The following is a 15,043-nucleotide window of genomic DNA, read 5'->3' as shown; positions in this document are numbered from 1 at the left end:
CACATGGGGAAAAACACGCAAAGGATTTCAGGAGTAGGAATGGCGCTGACCAAAAACGACATCGTGGAAAAAATCAGCAGTACCGGCTTCAACAAGAAAAAATCTGTGGATATTGTTGAAACACTGCTGATGATCATGAAAGACCAGCTGGCAGAAGGAGATGACGTACTGATTTCCGGCTTCGGTAAATTCTGCGTCAAGGATAAAAATGCCCGCAGGGGACGCAATCCCGCCACGGGCAATGATCTCATTCTCCGGCCACGCAGGGTTGTAACCTTCAAGTGTTCCGGGAAACTCCGGGATGCCATCAACGGACCGGAATCCTGAAAACCTGCCATACGGGCCGGGGGTTCCTGTGGGATCCCCCGGCTTTTTTATGTGCATGGTTTTCTGGCTGCCGGACCCTGCTTGCCGGAAAAAAACAGAAGGCCTGCACTCAGGCTTCTGCTCAGGCCGCCCAGACTTCCGGCTGACGGGCTTGTCATATTCCTGCCCGCACCGGCCTCATTACCCAAACCCGATCCCATCCCGTGAGAACGCCCATGGCTCTGACACGTATGCGACCCTTTACTCTGGCCCTCTGGATTCTTGCCCTGTTCACCCTGATGCGTTTTTTCCATGCCGGAACCTTTCTTCTGGTTCCCGATGAAACCAATTACTGGCAATGGGGCAGACATCTGGACTGGGGTTATCACGATCAGGCTCCCATGATCGGATGGCTGATCCGGTTCTTCTGTGAAATCATGGGCCATACGGAACGGGCTGTCCGCATGCCATCCATTCTCGGCATGGCCCTTGCCGGTCTGTACATGGTGCTTGTGGCAAGGCGCTGGTTTGGTGATCGGGCCGCACTGGCAACGGCCATACTCACCCAGTCCGTACTCCTTTTTCAGGTGGGGGGAATTCTGGCCACATCCGACGGAATTCAGGCAGCGGCATGGGCTGGTGCCACTTACCATGTGGCCAGGGCTTATGAAGAAAACAGCTGGTCCCAGTGGTTGTGGGGAGGGTTCTGGTTCGGCTTCGGCCTTCTTGCCAAGTTCACCATGGTGCTTTTCGGTTTGTTTGCCCTAGGATACGGCCTTTTCTCAAAGGCACACCGCTACCGCCTTGCAGGTATCCGTCCCTGGACAGCCGTTATCATGGGAAGCGCCATGTTTCTGCCCGTTATCTACTGGAATGCATCCCACAACTGGAACTCCCTCCGCCATGTGGCCCATCTGGGCGGTGCCGGAAGCGGATCTGCCTTCACGCTCAAGTATTTCTTCGAGTATATTGGTTCCGAACTGGGCCTGATTACCCCTGTCATCTTTATTCTGGTGGTGGCCGCATGGGTGGCAGCGTTCCGGAAAGATGCCCCCGGCGAACCATGGATACGGCAGTACCTGGTGGCGACGTCCCTGCCCATGGTCCTTTTTTTCGCCCTGCTCAGTCTGCACACCCGCATATACGGTAACTGGCCAGCGGCGGGTTACCTGGGCGCATCCGTGCTGGCCGCCGCTTTTTTTGGACCATCCGCAGCGGTTCCGGCGGCAAAATTCTACCGCCGATGCCGCAAACTCTGGCCCTGGGCCATCGGTTCCGGCTTACTTCTCACAGGCCTTCTGCTCGTTCATGTGCTCTACCCCATTCTGCCCATGCCACCCCATAAAGACCGGGCAGCCATCGAATCCCGCAGCTGGGATCAGCTCGGCAAAACCGTAGCTGCCATGGCAAATGACATGCCAGACCCTCAGTCCACCTTCTTCTTCGGCATGCGCTACCAGATTGCCAGCGAACTGGCTTTCTACATACCCGGACAGCCCCGCACCGTTTCCATCAACCGATGGAATCGCCCCAATGTATATGACTACTGGTGGAAGGATGAAGATCTGCTGACAAACGATGCCATTGGTGTCTCCAGAAACCCGGATATGCAGCAACGGCTCCTTCAGGTTTTTGAAAGGGTGGAAGCTCCTGTTCCGTTCACCGTTACAAGGCGAGGCGAAAAGGTTCGGGATTTGTACATATACCGGTGTTATGGATTTCAGGGTGGGCTCCGCTGGCAGCCTGCAAGACCCGATGATATACGGGCAGCTCCCCTTTTGCCGGTTCGGCAGAACTGAATTTTGCTTTTCCCTGATCCGGCCCCCAAAAAGTCCATGCCTCCCCCTGGGAAGGCATGGACTTTTTTTGGGAGCTACACAGGCCCATGTTTGTCATGGCTTTTTCAGCAAGAATCAAACATTGCCGACGTAGCTACTCTGCCTCTTTTGTAGGACAGGAAGGCTTTTCCGGCATTCCCCGTACCCACAGATCCCTCTGTGGGAAAGGGATTTCAATCCCGTTGCTGCCAAGGGCTTTGTATACGGCCATAAACAACTCATGGGAAACAAGACCGCGCTGCTCCGGTTTTTCTATCCAGCAGAGCAGTTCAAAATCCAGGCTGGAATCTCCAAAACCCCGCATTCTCACCCGTGCTTCAGGGTCACGGCAGACGGTGGGGTGTTTGCGTGCCACGGCTTCCAGTACATCCACCACATGATTTACATCGGAACCATAAGCCACACCCACTTTGATACGGATGCGGTATTTCAGCCAGCGTCCACCGGATTCATTCACAATTTTAGTATTGGCCATTACGGAGTTGGGGATAATTACTTCCACATCATCACGGGTAAGAAGCCTTGTGGAACGAATTCCCACCTTGGTAACCTCTCCCCTCTCCTTTCCGTCCAGCACCACGTAGTCTCCCAGCTTATAGGGAGCATCCGCTATAATAAAAAAACCGGCAAAGAGGTTCGCCAGCGTATCTCTTGCGGCAAAACCCACGGCAATACCAATAACCCCGGCAGAAGCCAGCCAGGCCGTGGCATCGATGTTCCATACCTGCAGGAGGGCATAGCTGCCGATGGCAATGACGATCACCGTCATGATCAGATCAAAAAGAGGCAGAGTACGCTCTTCCACAATGGCAAAGCGGTCCTTCACCCTGCCCAGCATTTCCAGAAAAAGATGACTGGCCCTGAGACCTGTCCTTATCAGCTTCAGTATCAACAAACTAATCAGTATGCGAATAGAGAGTGTAATGGCGAATTCATGCAGCGGCAGTGTGTGCAGGGCTGTGACCAGACTGAGATAAACAATGATAGCCGCCGCAACACCGGCTCCCATACGAACCAGTTGACCCATAAGATCCGCATTGGCTTTTTCCGTAAGTTTCAAGCCCCAGAACAAAATAAAACGACGAACCAGAAAGGCCACAAAAAAACCAACGGCAAGAATGACAATGCCCAGCACAAAGGGATAACTGGCCAGAAAATCCCAGATACCGCCCAGCCACACGGGCAACCAGTAAGGAGTATCAATTATATTTTCCGCTGTTTCATCCATACCAAGAAACCTTCTTTCACTTTTTGTGTGTGCACTCCCGGAAGCTTCCCGGACCGCAGGTCTGCCGGAAGCATGCTCGTTTCATCTTTTCCGGACTTATCTCAGGAAAAGAGTGTTTCTTCTTGCTATACGGTCTTTTTGTGATATTGCCAAGGGACTCTTTGCCAAAACATGCCCAACCTTATCACTGACCTTGTACGGAGTTTTGCCATGAACCAGCTAGAACGTATTTACCGCATTGACGCCCTTCTCCAGACAGGCAACTGCATCTCCCTTTCCCGCATGGAAGAAGAAATGGAAAAATCCCGCTCCAGTATTAAACGGGATATTCAGTACATGAGAGATTATTTCGACGCCCCCATCGTCTACAATAAACAAAAGCACGGCTACCTTTATAACACGGATACCGGAACCTTTGAGCTGCCCGGATTCTGGCTCAGCCAGACGGAACTCTATGCCCTGAGGCTTCTTCAGGAAGTGACGGATACGGAAGAAAAGGCTGCCATGGCACCATTTCTGGTTCCTGTCCGGGAAAAACTGGATAAAGCCCTGCAGAAGCTTGGCCATGATCCCGGCCTCATCGCGCGCTGCGTACAGGTAATGCCCATTTATCAACGCCAGCTTGAAAGACCCGTGTTTGCCGCCGTATGCCGCGCCCTTCTTCAAGAGCGGGTGCTGGATATCCGCTACCACTCCCGAAGCGACAACAAGGTGGAAAACCGGCGCATTCACCCCCAGAAACTCATTCAATACCAGATCAACTGGTATCTGGTGGCCTTCTGCGAGCTGCGAAAGGAGCTGCGCACCCTGTCCATGGACCGCATCTCCATTCTGGGCATGCCGGATATTCCTGCCGATATTCTTGACCCGAAAAAAGTAAAGGACCACACGGAAAGCGGATTTGGCATTTTTGCTGGTAAAGCGGAGAACACGGCCTTTCTGCGCTTTTACCAGCCCAACGCCCGCTGGGTGAAGGATGAAAAGTGGCATAAAAATCAGATGACCCGCTGGGACGGCGACACCCTGCTTTTATCTCTGCCTTACAACAGCTCCACGGAGCTTGTGCGGGAGATTCTGCGCCACGGACCGGGGGTAAAAGTAGAAAGCCCGGAAAGCCTGAAGATGGAGGTGGTGGAGGCGTTGAAAAAAAGTCTGGGGAATTATGAGGTGTAAAAAAGGTAAATTTTTTGGGGGGTGCACCACTATATGGTGCGGTGGGTGTGGTATGTATTTTACTGTTACGCGCACTTCTTAAGTTTTCACAAACCTTTTTCACAAAAATAATGATCTGCAAAGGAGCATGCATGCGCCAATTTTATGCCCGTACAACGGAAAATCCAACAAAGGAAGACTGGCAAACGCTCAGTCAACACCTTCTTGCTGTCAGCGATCAAACTTCCGGCTTTACGTCAAAAATTGGGCTTTCATCAGCAGGATGCTTGGTAGGTCTTCTCCATGACATGGGAAAATATTCTGAAAAATTTCAAAACTATCTTGAGGGGCTAGAAACAAAGGGGGGCGACCACTCAACCCCCGGAGCCCAATGGATCTGGGAAAAAATCCAAAACACCACCCACATCCGGTATTTATGTGGCCAAATTCTTGCCCTTGCCATCAGCTCCCACCATTCATCCCTCCTTGACTGTCTCTCTGAGGATGGTGAAACAGACACCTTTACAAAACGTATGAAAAAAGAAAGCACCCTTGATGAAATCCTTTCCGTTATTCCCAATGATATTCTCACAAAAGCCTCAATACTTCTGAACGAAGCCATTGAAGAAATCAAAAATCATTTTGGCCAAATACGCAAAAAAAACACCTGCGATTCAGAAGTTTCTGCCGCATGCGCCAAATGTTCCCGAGTTTGTGCTGCAAAAAATCCCATCACAGCCTTCCAGTTTGGTCTTGCTACCCGTTTTCTCTACAGCTGCCTCATTGATGCAGACCGTACGGATGCAGCTTCCATTGGAAAGGATTCAGGACTGGTTCAAGAAGAAGTAACGCCAGACTGGCCTGTTCTGATCAAACACCTTGAAAATCATTTAGCATGCTTTTCTGACCAGTCCCCCATCGACAAAATTCGAAAACAAATATCAGACTGCTGCCGAGAACGCGCTCAAGATGAAAAAGGAATCTTCACCCTGACCGTCCCGACAGGTGGGGGTAAAACCCTTGCCACCCTGCGATTCGCTCTCCAGCACGCAGAAAAACATAAGCTCGAACGAATCATCTACGTTATTCCCTACACATCAATCATTGATCAGAACGCCCAGGAAGCCAGAAAAATCCTTGAAGCAGATTCAATTCCGGGCAGCATTGTTCTGGAGCATCATTCAAACCTTGATCCCAAAGAAGAAAGTGAAGAAGAACAAAAACGCTTCGACAGAAACCGCCTGCTTGGTGAAAATTGGGATGCCCCAGTCATCTTCACCACAACAGTCCAATTCCTAGAAGCCCTTTTTGGAAACCGAACCAGCAGTGCAAGACGGATGCATAGAATGGCAAAAAGCATCATTATTTTTGATGAGATCCAAACACTTCCCATCAAATGCATCCACCTCTTCTGCAATGCCCTGAACTATCTGACCAATCATTGCCAAACCTCTGCCGTTCTCTGTACAGCCACCCAACCCCTCATCGGCAAAGTTGCGCCGGAATATGGGGCATTGCAACTGTCTCAATCCAATGAGATTATTCCTGATATCCTCACCCTCTTCCATCAATTGAAAAGGGTTGAAATTCTAAATCTGTATAAACCATCAGGGTGGAGTCTGGATGATGTAGCCGCCAAGGTCTTGGAAACCTTCAAAACAAAAGAACACTGTCTTGTTATCGTGAACACAAAAAGCTGGGCAAGAAAACTCTTCCAAGTCTGTTCCAGTATGCTTGAAGATACGGAACCTGTCTTTCACCTCAGTACAGATATGTGTCCGGTACATCGTATGGAAATTCTAAATCAAATCAGAAACCGTCTGCCAGACCCGAAGCAGCCGGATAAAAATACCAAGCCTATTCTCTGCATCAGCACCCAGCTTATTGAAGCAGGCGTTGATATCAGCTTTGGCTCTGTCATTCGCTTTGTCGCTGGAATGGATTCCATCCTCCAGGCAGCGGGTCGCTGCAATCGGCATATGGAAAAGGACATAGGCCATGTTCTCATTATCAATCCCGATAAGGAACCCATCGGGATGCTGCCTGACATCAAAATTGGAAAAGAAATATCCCTGAGGATTCTTGATGAGTACAGGGAAAAGCCACAAGAGTTTAACAATGACCTCTCTAATCCCCTTGTCATCGAACGCTATTTCCAATACAGCTTCCATAATCGTAAATCTGAAATGACCTATCCCATCCCTGGAAAAATTCATGCCCTTGATGAAACCATTCTCAACCTGCTTTCATGCAATCCTCTGAATCCTGGAAACATGATCTGTCCAGCAATGCTGCGCCAATCCTTTGCTACGGCTGCCAAAGCCTTTAAGCCCATTGACGCACCAACCCATGGAATCATTGTTCCCTATAATGAAGAAGCAAAAATTATCATTGGAGAACTTTATGCGGCCTTTCACCCAAAAACCCAGAAAGGAATACTCCGGAAAGCCCAAAAATATACCGTCAACATTTTTCCCTACATGGTTAAAAAATTAGAAAATGAAAAAGCCATCCACCCCATCCCAGAACTCGGGATCTATGTTCTGGATGAACGTTTCTACAGTCCCGACTACGGGCTTTCCGAAGAAATCGTAGCCCTAATGGAAGAAAGGATCATATAGTTTGCCTGTTGCAAAAAATTGATTTTTCACACAAATAACGTTAATATAGCCATCGGTGGGGCGTGGATTGAAATATATGAAACGATGTAAAATGGTAAACAGAAAAAATCGCCCCACCACTTTTCAAAAAAATGCCATTGACATCTTGAACCAAACAAAAGTATTCATATGTAATGAAGTAAAAAAAATATAAATTTGGGTGTAAAATAGATTCTACGGCTTAATACGAGGAGGTTTCCTTGAAAAATGGAATCATAAAAAACAGTATCAGCTTTAAAGTAAGCGGGCGATACGCCCTGTTTACAGATCCAACGTCACGGATCGGGGGAGAAAAATGTTCTTATCATGTGCCAACCTATGATGCACTGAAAGGCGTGGTCAAATCCATATACTCAAAACCAACCCTCATATGGAAAATTAAAAAAGTACGGATCATGAACCCTATCCGCACCCAGACCAAAGGAATGAAACCGATCTCCTTTAGTGGAGGCAACAGTCTTGCAATCTACACATTTCTTGCCAACGTCGAGTATCAGGTTGAAGCCTACTTTGTATGGAATGAATACCGAACAGAACTGGCACCCGATCGCATTAATGGCAAACACTACGCCATTGCAAAACGAATGCTGGAGAAAGGAGGAAGGCAAGACATCTTTCTTGGGACGCGGGACTGCCAGGGATATGTGGAACCCTGTGAATTTGGTGAAGGAAAAAGTGACTATGACGGCTTGGATGAACTAGGCTTTGGATTGATGTTTCATGGTTTTGACTACCCCGATGAAACAGGAGAAAACGCTTTAAAAACCCGTTTCTGGTACCCTGTCATGAAACACGGCATTATCGAATTCCCGAAACCTGAAGACTGTACTATCCGAAAATTTATTCGGCCCATGGAACCCAAGCAATTTGAACTCGGCAAGAACCTGCGACACGTAGAGATTGAGGAGACATGCTTATGAGCTGGATTCAAAAACTCTATGAAACATATGAAGCCTGCTGCAACAACGAACAACTGATGACAGAACAGGCCCGACTTCTTCCCATCGGACATACCGTACAACAGGCACATATCCATATCGAAATTGACAACTATGGGAATTTCAAACGCGCGAGCATCTTGGATAAGCTACTCATCCCCCTACCCGCCACTGAAAAATCAGCAGGTAGAACAAGCGGAGAAGCTCCACATCCCCTGATTGATAAAATCCAGTACTGCGGAGGAGACTATGCAAAATATGGCGGTACCAAAAAAAGCTATTTTAAATCATATTTAAAACTTCTTTCTGGCTGGGCAAACTCCCCATACACACATCACAAAGTACAGGCTGTTTTACGCTACGCAAAAAAAGAACAGCTCGTACAGGATCTTATTTCCTGCGGAGTCCTTTTTACAGACAACCAAAATATTCTTCGAACATCTTGGCCAGAGGAAGAAGGGGCTGTTCCACCCATTTTCCGTATGTTGACCAAAAAAAAAGTGAAAGGAAAAGCCGTTCAGGATCAAGGGGATGCTCTGGTATGCTGGAGTATCCACATCCCTGGAGATCCCGAAAGTGATACATGGGGAGACAAATCTCTACAAAATGCCTGGATATCCTATCTGCAAGATCAAAATCAAGGAGAAGGATTTTGTCATGTTGAAGGTAAAAAAACTCTTATTGCAAACCAGCATCCAGCCAAACTCCGCCACTCAGGAGACAAAGCCAAGCTTATCTCGGCAAATGACAATACCGGCTATACCTATCGTGGACGTTTTACCGAGAACCTGCAGGCATGCTCTGTCGGAAGCGTTATATCACAAAAGACCCACAGTTCCCTTGCATGGCTGATCTCTCGCCAGGGTGTCCGCAATGGTGATCAAGCCTTTGTCTGCTGGGCCGTATCCGGAAAAACCATCCCCCAGCCTTTAACAGAAACACATGAGCTCTGGGATGAAGACACGCCATTCACGGAAGAAGAAATTCCCCAATCGCCAGATCATACACGGGATGCAGGCCAACGCTTTGCCTCAAAACTGAAATCTTTCATTAAGGGTTATGCTAAAACAATCTCACCAACCGAAGACATTGTCATGATCGGACTGGACTCTGCCACCCCTGGACGCATGAGTATCATCTATTACCGGGAACTGCTTGGTTCCGAATTTTTAGTGCGGCTGGAAAACTGGCATACGGATTCCGTTTGGTGGCAACGTCTTACCCGAAAAAAGAATGATACAAAAAATAAAAAGAAAGAAGTGTTTTGGTCACTTTCCGCTCCATCACCCAAAAACATCGCAGAAGCAGCCTTTGGGCAAAGGCTGGACGACAAGCTTAAAAAAGCAACCATTGAGCGCCTTGTTCCCTGCATCATGGATGGTCAGCAGGTACCGCTTGATCTCATGACAAGCTGTATAAGCAGAACTTCAAACCGAATCGGAATGGAACACTGGGAATGGGAAAAATGCATGGGCGTGGCCTGTGCCCTTTACCGCAGTTTTCATATCCGACACCCCGACCCTAAAAAACGGAAGGAATATTCCATGGCTCTGGATGTAACATGTACCTCAAGAGACTACCTTTACGGACGACTTCTCGCCATTGCGGATCATATTGAAGCCATCGCCTTATATGCAGCCAACCCCAATGGCAATTCTCACCCCACAGCAGCAAACCGGCTGATGCAGCGCTTTGCTGACTACCCCTGCTCAACCTGGCTTACCATAGAAAAATCTCTCCAGCCTTACATGCAGAGACTCCATAGTCTTCGCCCTAGCTTTCTCACCAACATGAACAAACTCTTGGATGATGTCCATGCCCTTTTCGAAAGATCAGACTATATGAATGATACCCGGCTTTCTGGAGAATACCTGCTTGGTTTCCATTGTCAGCGGAGAGAATTTAAAAGATCAAATGATAAAGGAGAAAACGCATGAGTCTTTCAAACAAAATTGACTTTGCCGTAATTTTTTCAGTCAAAAATGCTAACCCAAACGGTGACCCTTTGAACGGCAATCGCCCCCGTATCAACTATGACGGATTTGGAGAAGTGACGGATGTCTGTATTAAAAGAAAAATCCGGGATCGTCTCTCCGAAAAAGGCCACCCTATTTTTGTTCAATCTGACGACCGTAAAATTGATGGAATGGGCAGTCTGAAAGAAAGGGCCGAATCGGCCGAATTCGGATTAGGAAAGGAAGCCTTTAACGCAAAAAAAACGAAACCCGATGAAACCATAAAAGCCGCATGTAAAAAATGGCTGGATGTAAGGGCTTTTGGTCAACTCTTTGCCTTTGGAGGTGACGAAACGAAAGGTGTTTCCATTCCCATTCGAGGGCCTGTCTCTGTTCAGTCAGCCTTCAGTATCGCCCCCGTTTCAATCACCAGTACTCAAATCACAAAAAGTGTCAGCGGTGAAGGTGATGGAACAAAAAGAGGCTCCGATACCATGGGTATGAAGCATCGTATAGATCAGGGAATCTATATTTTCTATGGAAGCATGAATCCACAGCTTTCCGAAAAAACCGGATTCAATGATGAGGATGCCGAAACTATCAAACAGATTCTGCCAAAACTTTTTGAAAACGATGCTTCGTCGGCTCGACCAGAAGGCTCCCTTGTTGTCGAAAAAGTCTTCTGGTGGAAACATAACTGCAAATCTGGACAGTATTCCTCTGCCAAAGTCCACAGAAGTCTCAACCCCAAAGGCGAGGCACCCTTCTTCGACATGGAGCCGCTTGCAGGATTAGAACCTGAAATCATAGAAGGTTTTTGATTATGTATCCTGAAGCCGATTTTCTTCCCGTCTCCGGTATGCAGCACATGATCTATTGTCCCCGCCAGTGCGGACTTATCCATGTGGATCGGGAATGGGAGGAAAATCGCTTCACCGCCGAAGGCCGTGTACTGCATGAGCGGGTAGATAAAGGCGGAGAACAGGAAAAATCCGGAGTACGCCTCTGCTACGCCATGCCGTTGAAAAGCCTTTCCCTCGGTCTTTTTGGCGTGGCGGACTGCGTGGAATTTCATAAAATCGAAAAAGAAATCTGGCAGCCCGTACCAGTGGAATACAAGCGTGGAAAACCCAAGCTGATTGAGGCGGATCGGGTTCAGCTTTGCGCACAAGCCATCTGCCTGGAAGAAATGCTGCATACAGAAATACGGGAAGGTTTTCTTTTCTACGCAAGCCCGAGAAGACGAGAAACCGTTCCTTTTGATGCTGCCCTGAGGGAGCTTACCCGCCAGACGGCCATGGAATACCATGCCATGATGGAAAGCGGCGTACTGCCAAAGGCCAGGTACCGGAAAGACCGCTGTGACCGCTGCTCCCTTTTTGACATCTGTCAGCCCAAAGCCAAATCTGCAAAACTCTGGCTGCAAAAACGGCTTTCCGAGGATCTCACATGAAACCTCTGCAAAACATCCTTTATATCACCAAACCGGGGGCCTATCTTTCCAAGGAAAGGGAAACCATTCGTATCCGCTTGGAAGAAGGGCCGGACATGAAAATTCCCATACACGGAATTTCCGGCATTGTGTGCTTTGGTACAGTGGGCATGAGTCCATGGCTGATGGGTTTCTGTGCGGAGCGCAATGTGGCCGTAACCTTTCTCACGGATACGGGCCGTTTTCTTGCCAAGGTGCATGGCCCCCTGCATGGCAATGTGCTGCTGCGTCGGGCGCAGTACCGCGCTGCAGATATTGCGGATAAATCCGGAACCCTTGCCGCTGCCTTTGTGGCAGGCAAGCTCTACAACTGTCGTCAGGCGCTCCTGCGGTGCATCCGGGATCACGGGGAAACCCCTGCCCTGCGAGAAACGGAAAAACTTCTTTCCGACCGCATACGCAAACTTACTTCTATAGAAGATTGCGATACAGCCCGTGGGATGGAAGGGGACGCTGCCCGTTCCTATTTCTCCGCCTTCCCGGATCTGATCCGAAAAGACGACCCGGCCTTTGCCTTTTCAGGCAGAAACCGCAGACCACCCAAAGATGCCGTCAACGCTCTCCTTTCCCTCTTCTACACCCTGCTTGTCCATGATGTGAGAAGTGCGCTGGAAACCGTGGGGCTGGATTCTGCCGTAGGCTTTCTTCATAAGGACAGGCCCGGTCGGCCCAGTCTCGCCCTGGACATGATGGAGGAACTTCGTCCTGTTTTCTGTGATCGCCTGACAGTATCCCTGATCAATCGGGAGCAAGTCAGGGCCTCCGACTTTCTAACAAATCCTGACAGTGGAGCCGTTACCCTGGAAGATGAAGCCAGAAAACGGGTGCTGGCCGCATGGCAGAAAATGAAACAGGAAACCCTGACCCACCCTTTTACAGATGAAAAGATAGCCAAAGGCCTGATACCCTTCATTCAGGCAAGGTTGCTGGCACGACATCTTCGGGGGGATCTGGATGGCTATCCTCCCTTTCTTTGGAGGTGAACCCATGATGGTGCTGGTAAGCTACGATGTAAAAACTGCAGATATTGCAGGCAGAAGGCGTCTTCGCCGCATAGCGAAAACCCTTGAAGATTACGGACAACGCGTCCAGTATTCCGTGTTCGAGTGTTCCGTCGATCCAACCCTCTGGGTAAAACTGAAAAACCAGCTGCTAAAAGAAATCGAACCGCTGGAAGATAGCTTGCGCTTTTACTACATGGGAAAAAACTGGAAACCCAAGGTGGAGCATGTCGGAGCCAAACCCAGTCTGGATATGGATGGGCCTCTGATTTTTTAAGATTTGCGAGAGAGTAGCGGTCTGAGGCCATTGGAAAGAAACAGGCTGTCTTTTCAGCAACTAAATTAAAAAAAGCAAAAGATGTTCGCACATTAAAAAAATCTTTAGAAAACAATGGTTAAATTAAAATCAAACATTTTTTACTGGACTTTTAAGGTAAAAGAAAGGAGGTTCGCTGAAAGCTTACCTTAACTTGTTGCTTTAGATTATCTTTATTGAGCTACAGTCGCCCCCCATGCGGGGGCGTGGATTGAAACATCCATGCCTGATCCCCCTCGGCTAGCTGGCTGGTCGCCCCCCATGCGGGGGCGTGGATTGAAACCATAATTATCAGTGCGCACATGCCTGTGCATAACTGTCGCCCCCCATGCGGGGGCGTGGATTGAAACCGACAACTCGGAAACCTTGAAATTAGCGATTAAAGTCGCCCCCCATGCGGGGGCGTGGATTGAAACGACGTTTATACCCGGGAATCCTTCTTGCCACATGTCGCCCCCCATGCGGGGGCGTGGATTGAAACTGATCTCCTACTACGGCAACACAAAGACAGGTCGAGTCGCCCCCCATGCGGGGGCGTGGATTGAAACCATTACCTTGCTCATCTGGGCCTCACGGCCCCAGTCGCCCCCCATGCGGGGGCGTGGATTGAAACCTCTCTGTTATGTTTTACATGGGGAGGGGTCGGCGTCGCCCCCCATGCGGGGGCGTGGATTGAAACTTCCCTTGTGCGTACGCTGTCATCACTTGAGGCACGTCGCCCCCCATGCGGGGGCGTGGATTGAAACCCCCTGTATGCCCTGCTTTTTGTCCCTTGCTTTGTCGCCCCCCATGCGGGGGCGTGGATTGAAACTCCCGGCTACAAGGTTATTCCCCCTCCGGGCGCAGAGGTCGCCCCCCATGCGGGGGCGTGGATTGAAACCATAATAGACTCAGCCAGTTTGTCGCCATACCTTGTCGCCCCCCATGCGGGGGCGTGGATTGAAACTGCATGAGCAGAACGAAAGTAGGCAGTAATTTAGGTCGCCCCCCATGCGGGGGCGTGGATTGAAACGCCGATATCTACATGCAGCATCGGCTGGCCTACAAGTCGCCCCCCATGCGGGGGCGTGGATTGAAACAAATTCAGCATCAATATAGCCCTCCACTCTTGGAGTCGCCCCCCATGCGGGGGCGTGGATTGAAACTTTTGTATGCCTGAAACACTGCCACCTCTTACCTGTCGCCCCCCATGCGGGGGCGTGGATTGAAACTTCTTCTATCCGTTGCCTCGTCTTGCTCGTCCACGTCGCCCCCCATGCGGGGGCGTGGATTGAAACTCGTTGTGTCGGCACTGGATATGATTACAAAAATGTCGCCCCCCATGCGGGGGCGTGGATTGAAACGGGTTGAGAGGTGTCCAGAACATTGTGGCTGTAGGTCGCCCCCCATGCGGGGGCGTGGATTGAAACTAAATCAGTAACGATATAGTTTTGTCCAGCCCCGTCGCCCCCCATGCGGGGGCGTGGATTGAAACTGTCCAGTTTTGTTGTCAAGGCTTTTAAGGTTGGTCGCCCCCCATGCGGGGGCGTGGATTGAAACGAATCCTTGTCCTTGCAAAACATAGCAGGGCAGTCGCCCCCCATGCGGGGGCGTGGATTGAAACTGGCGATAGCGACGGATCGGACTGGATGTGCATTGGTCGCCCCCCATGCGGGGGCGTGGATTGAAACGCCTTATGGCGGGCCTCCCGATAGAGGGCCACACGTCGCCCCCCATGCGGGGGCGTGGATTGAAACACGCCGAGACCACGGACGAATGGCTGGCCATGGTCGCCCCCCATGCGGGGGCGTGGATTGAAACTCCCCGTCCGCATCCATGAGGATGGTGTTCAGCGTCGCCCCCCATGCGGGGGCGTGGATTGAAACATCCCCCACTGTACCCGCCGGGAATATCGAAACGTCGCCCCCCATGCGGGGGCGTGGATTGAAACTTACACTCTCGATGTGCAAATAGCGCATACAGGTCGCCCCCCATGCGGGGGCGTGGATTGAAACCTTCCCGTAAGGGCTGGCCCCGGAAGGCACCTGGTCGCCCCCCATGCGGGGGCGTGGATTGAAACAAACAAGGCTGAAGGGTACTTTTTTCTCAGATCCGTCGCCCCCCATGCGGGGGCGTGGATTGAAACCTGTACCTTGCCCTTGTGAGAGCAGGGTATGG

Annotated in this window: 11 protein-coding genes and 1 CRISPR repeat array; of the genes, 10 read left to right on the top strand and 1 reads right to left on the bottom strand. The window is 50.0% G+C overall.

Features of this window, described 5'->3' with window-relative positions; translation table 11 throughout:
* Positions 1-39: 39 nt before the first annotated feature.
* Together OOT00_RS11750 and OOT00_RS11745 are read left to right on the top strand one after the other, a co-directional pair.
* The gene (locus OOT00_RS11750; RefSeq protein WP_265425571.1) at positions 40-327 is read left to right on the top strand and encodes an integration host factor subunit alpha; all 288 of its coding nucleotides are present in this window, start codon (positions 40-42) and stop codon (positions 325-327) included.
* 215 nt (positions 328-542) lie between these two features.
* Complete coding sequence (locus OOT00_RS11745) at positions 543-2,105, top strand: glycosyltransferase family 39 protein (RefSeq protein WP_265425570.1); 1,563 nt, start codon at positions 543-545, stop codon at positions 2,103-2,105.
* A 133-nt stretch (positions 2,106-2,238) separates the two neighbouring features.
* Here the strand turns inward: OOT00_RS11745 and OOT00_RS11740 are convergent, their stop codons facing one another.
* Positions 2,239-3,372 carry a mechanosensitive ion channel family protein gene (locus OOT00_RS11740; protein ID WP_265425569.1) on the bottom strand — a complete coding sequence of 378 codons (1,134 nt, stop codon included), beginning with the start codon at positions 3,370-3,372 and terminating at the stop codon, positions 2,239-2,241.
* A 633-nt stretch (positions 3,373-4,005) separates the two neighbouring features.
* Between OOT00_RS11740 and OOT00_RS16565 the strand changes: the two genes are divergently transcribed.
* The 8 genes from OOT00_RS16565 (at position 4,006) to cas2 (ending at position 12,847) form a co-directional block, all read left to right on the top strand.
* The gene (locus OOT00_RS16565) at positions 4,006-4,545 is read left to right on the top strand and encodes a helix-turn-helix transcriptional regulator (RefSeq protein ID WP_438266400.1); all 540 of its coding nucleotides are present in this window, start codon (positions 4,006-4,008) and stop codon (positions 4,543-4,545) included.
* Positions 4,546-4,676: 131 nt separating this feature from the next.
* Positions 4,677-7,145 carry a CRISPR-associated helicase Cas3' gene (gene cas3, locus OOT00_RS11730; protein ID WP_265425567.1) on the top strand — a complete coding sequence of 823 codons (2,469 nt, stop codon included), beginning with the start codon at positions 4,677-4,679 and terminating at the stop codon, positions 7,143-7,145.
* A gap of 239 nt (positions 7,146-7,384) precedes the next feature.
* Positions 7,385-8,104 carry a type I-C CRISPR-associated protein Cas5c gene (cas5c, locus tag OOT00_RS11725; RefSeq protein WP_265425566.1) on the top strand — a complete coding sequence of 240 codons (720 nt, stop codon included), beginning with the start codon at positions 7,385-7,387 and terminating at the stop codon, positions 8,102-8,104.
* The gene (gene cas8c / locus OOT00_RS11720) at positions 8,101-10,059 is read left to right on the top strand and encodes a type I-C CRISPR-associated protein Cas8c/Csd1 (protein WP_265425565.1); all 1,959 of its coding nucleotides are present in this window, start codon (positions 8,101-8,103) and stop codon (positions 10,057-10,059) included. Before cas5c ends, cas8c begins: the two co-directional genes overlap by 4 nt.
* Complete coding sequence (gene cas7c / locus OOT00_RS11715; RefSeq protein ID WP_265425564.1) at positions 10,056-10,898, top strand: type I-C CRISPR-associated protein Cas7/Csd2; 843 nt, start codon at positions 10,056-10,058, stop codon at positions 10,896-10,898. Before cas8c ends, cas7c begins: the two co-directional genes overlap by 4 nt.
* Before the next feature lie 2 nt (positions 10,899-10,900).
* A complete protein-coding gene (gene cas4, locus OOT00_RS11710; RefSeq protein ID WP_265425563.1) occupies positions 10,901-11,530 on the top strand; it encodes a CRISPR-associated protein Cas4 in 630 nt (209 codons plus the stop codon).
* The gene (cas1c, locus tag OOT00_RS11705) at positions 11,527-12,552 is read left to right on the top strand and encodes a type I-C CRISPR-associated endonuclease Cas1c (RefSeq protein WP_265425562.1); all 1,026 of its coding nucleotides are present in this window, start codon (positions 11,527-11,529) and stop codon (positions 12,550-12,552) included. Before cas4 ends, cas1c begins: the two co-directional genes overlap by 4 nt.
* Positions 12,524-12,847, top strand: a complete 324-nt coding sequence (gene cas2, locus OOT00_RS11700; protein ID WP_368407599.1) for a CRISPR-associated endonuclease Cas2 — start codon at positions 12,524-12,526, stop codon at positions 12,845-12,847. Before cas1c ends, cas2 begins: the two co-directional genes overlap by 29 nt.
* A gap of 225 nt (positions 12,848-13,072) precedes the next feature.
* A CRISPR array of direct repeats spans positions 13,073-15,011; the repeat unit is 32 nt; unit sequence GTCGCCCCCCATGCGGGGGCGTGGATTGAAAC.
* Positions 15,012-15,043 lie beyond the last annotated feature (32 nt).

The sequence above is a fragment of the Desulfobotulus pelophilus genome, from assembly GCF_026155325.1.
GTDB classification, from domain to species: domain Bacteria; phylum Desulfobacterota; class Desulfobacteria; order Desulfobacterales; family ASO4-4; genus Desulfobotulus; species Desulfobotulus pelophilus.
The sequence above is the reverse complement of the archived record's forward strand: the minus strand, read 5'-3'. Positions and strand labels throughout refer to the sequence as shown.

Bases quoted from the DNA above. Each gene is read 5' to 3' on its own strand.
- OOT00_RS11750 (WP_265425571.1), top strand. From the start codon at position 40: ATGGCGCTGACCAAAAACGACATCGTGGAAAAAATCAGCAGTACCGGC.
- OOT00_RS11745 (WP_265425570.1), top strand. From the start codon at position 543: ATGGCTCTGACACGTATGCGACCCTTTACTCTGGCCCTCTGGATTCTT.
- OOT00_RS11740 (WP_265425569.1), bottom strand. From the start codon at position 3,372: ATGGATGAAACAGCGGAAAATATAATTGATACTCCTTACTGGTTGCCC.
- cas3 (WP_265425567.1), top strand. From the start codon at position 4,677: ATGCGCCAATTTTATGCCCGTACAACGGAAAATCCAACAAAGGAAGAC.
- cas8c (WP_265425565.1), top strand. From the start codon at position 8,101: ATGAGCTGGATTCAAAAACTCTATGAAACATATGAAGCCTGCTGCAAC.
- cas7c (WP_265425564.1), top strand. From the start codon at position 10,056: ATGAGTCTTTCAAACAAAATTGACTTTGCCGTAATTTTTTCAGTCAAA.
- cas4 (WP_265425563.1), top strand. From the start codon at position 10,901: ATGTATCCTGAAGCCGATTTTCTTCCCGTCTCCGGTATGCAGCACATG.
- cas1c (WP_265425562.1), top strand. From the start codon at position 11,527: ATGAAACCTCTGCAAAACATCCTTTATATCACCAAACCGGGGGCCTAT.
- cas2 (WP_368407599.1), top strand. From the start codon at position 12,524: ATGGCTATCCTCCCTTTCTTTGGAGGTGAACCCATGATGGTGCTGGTA.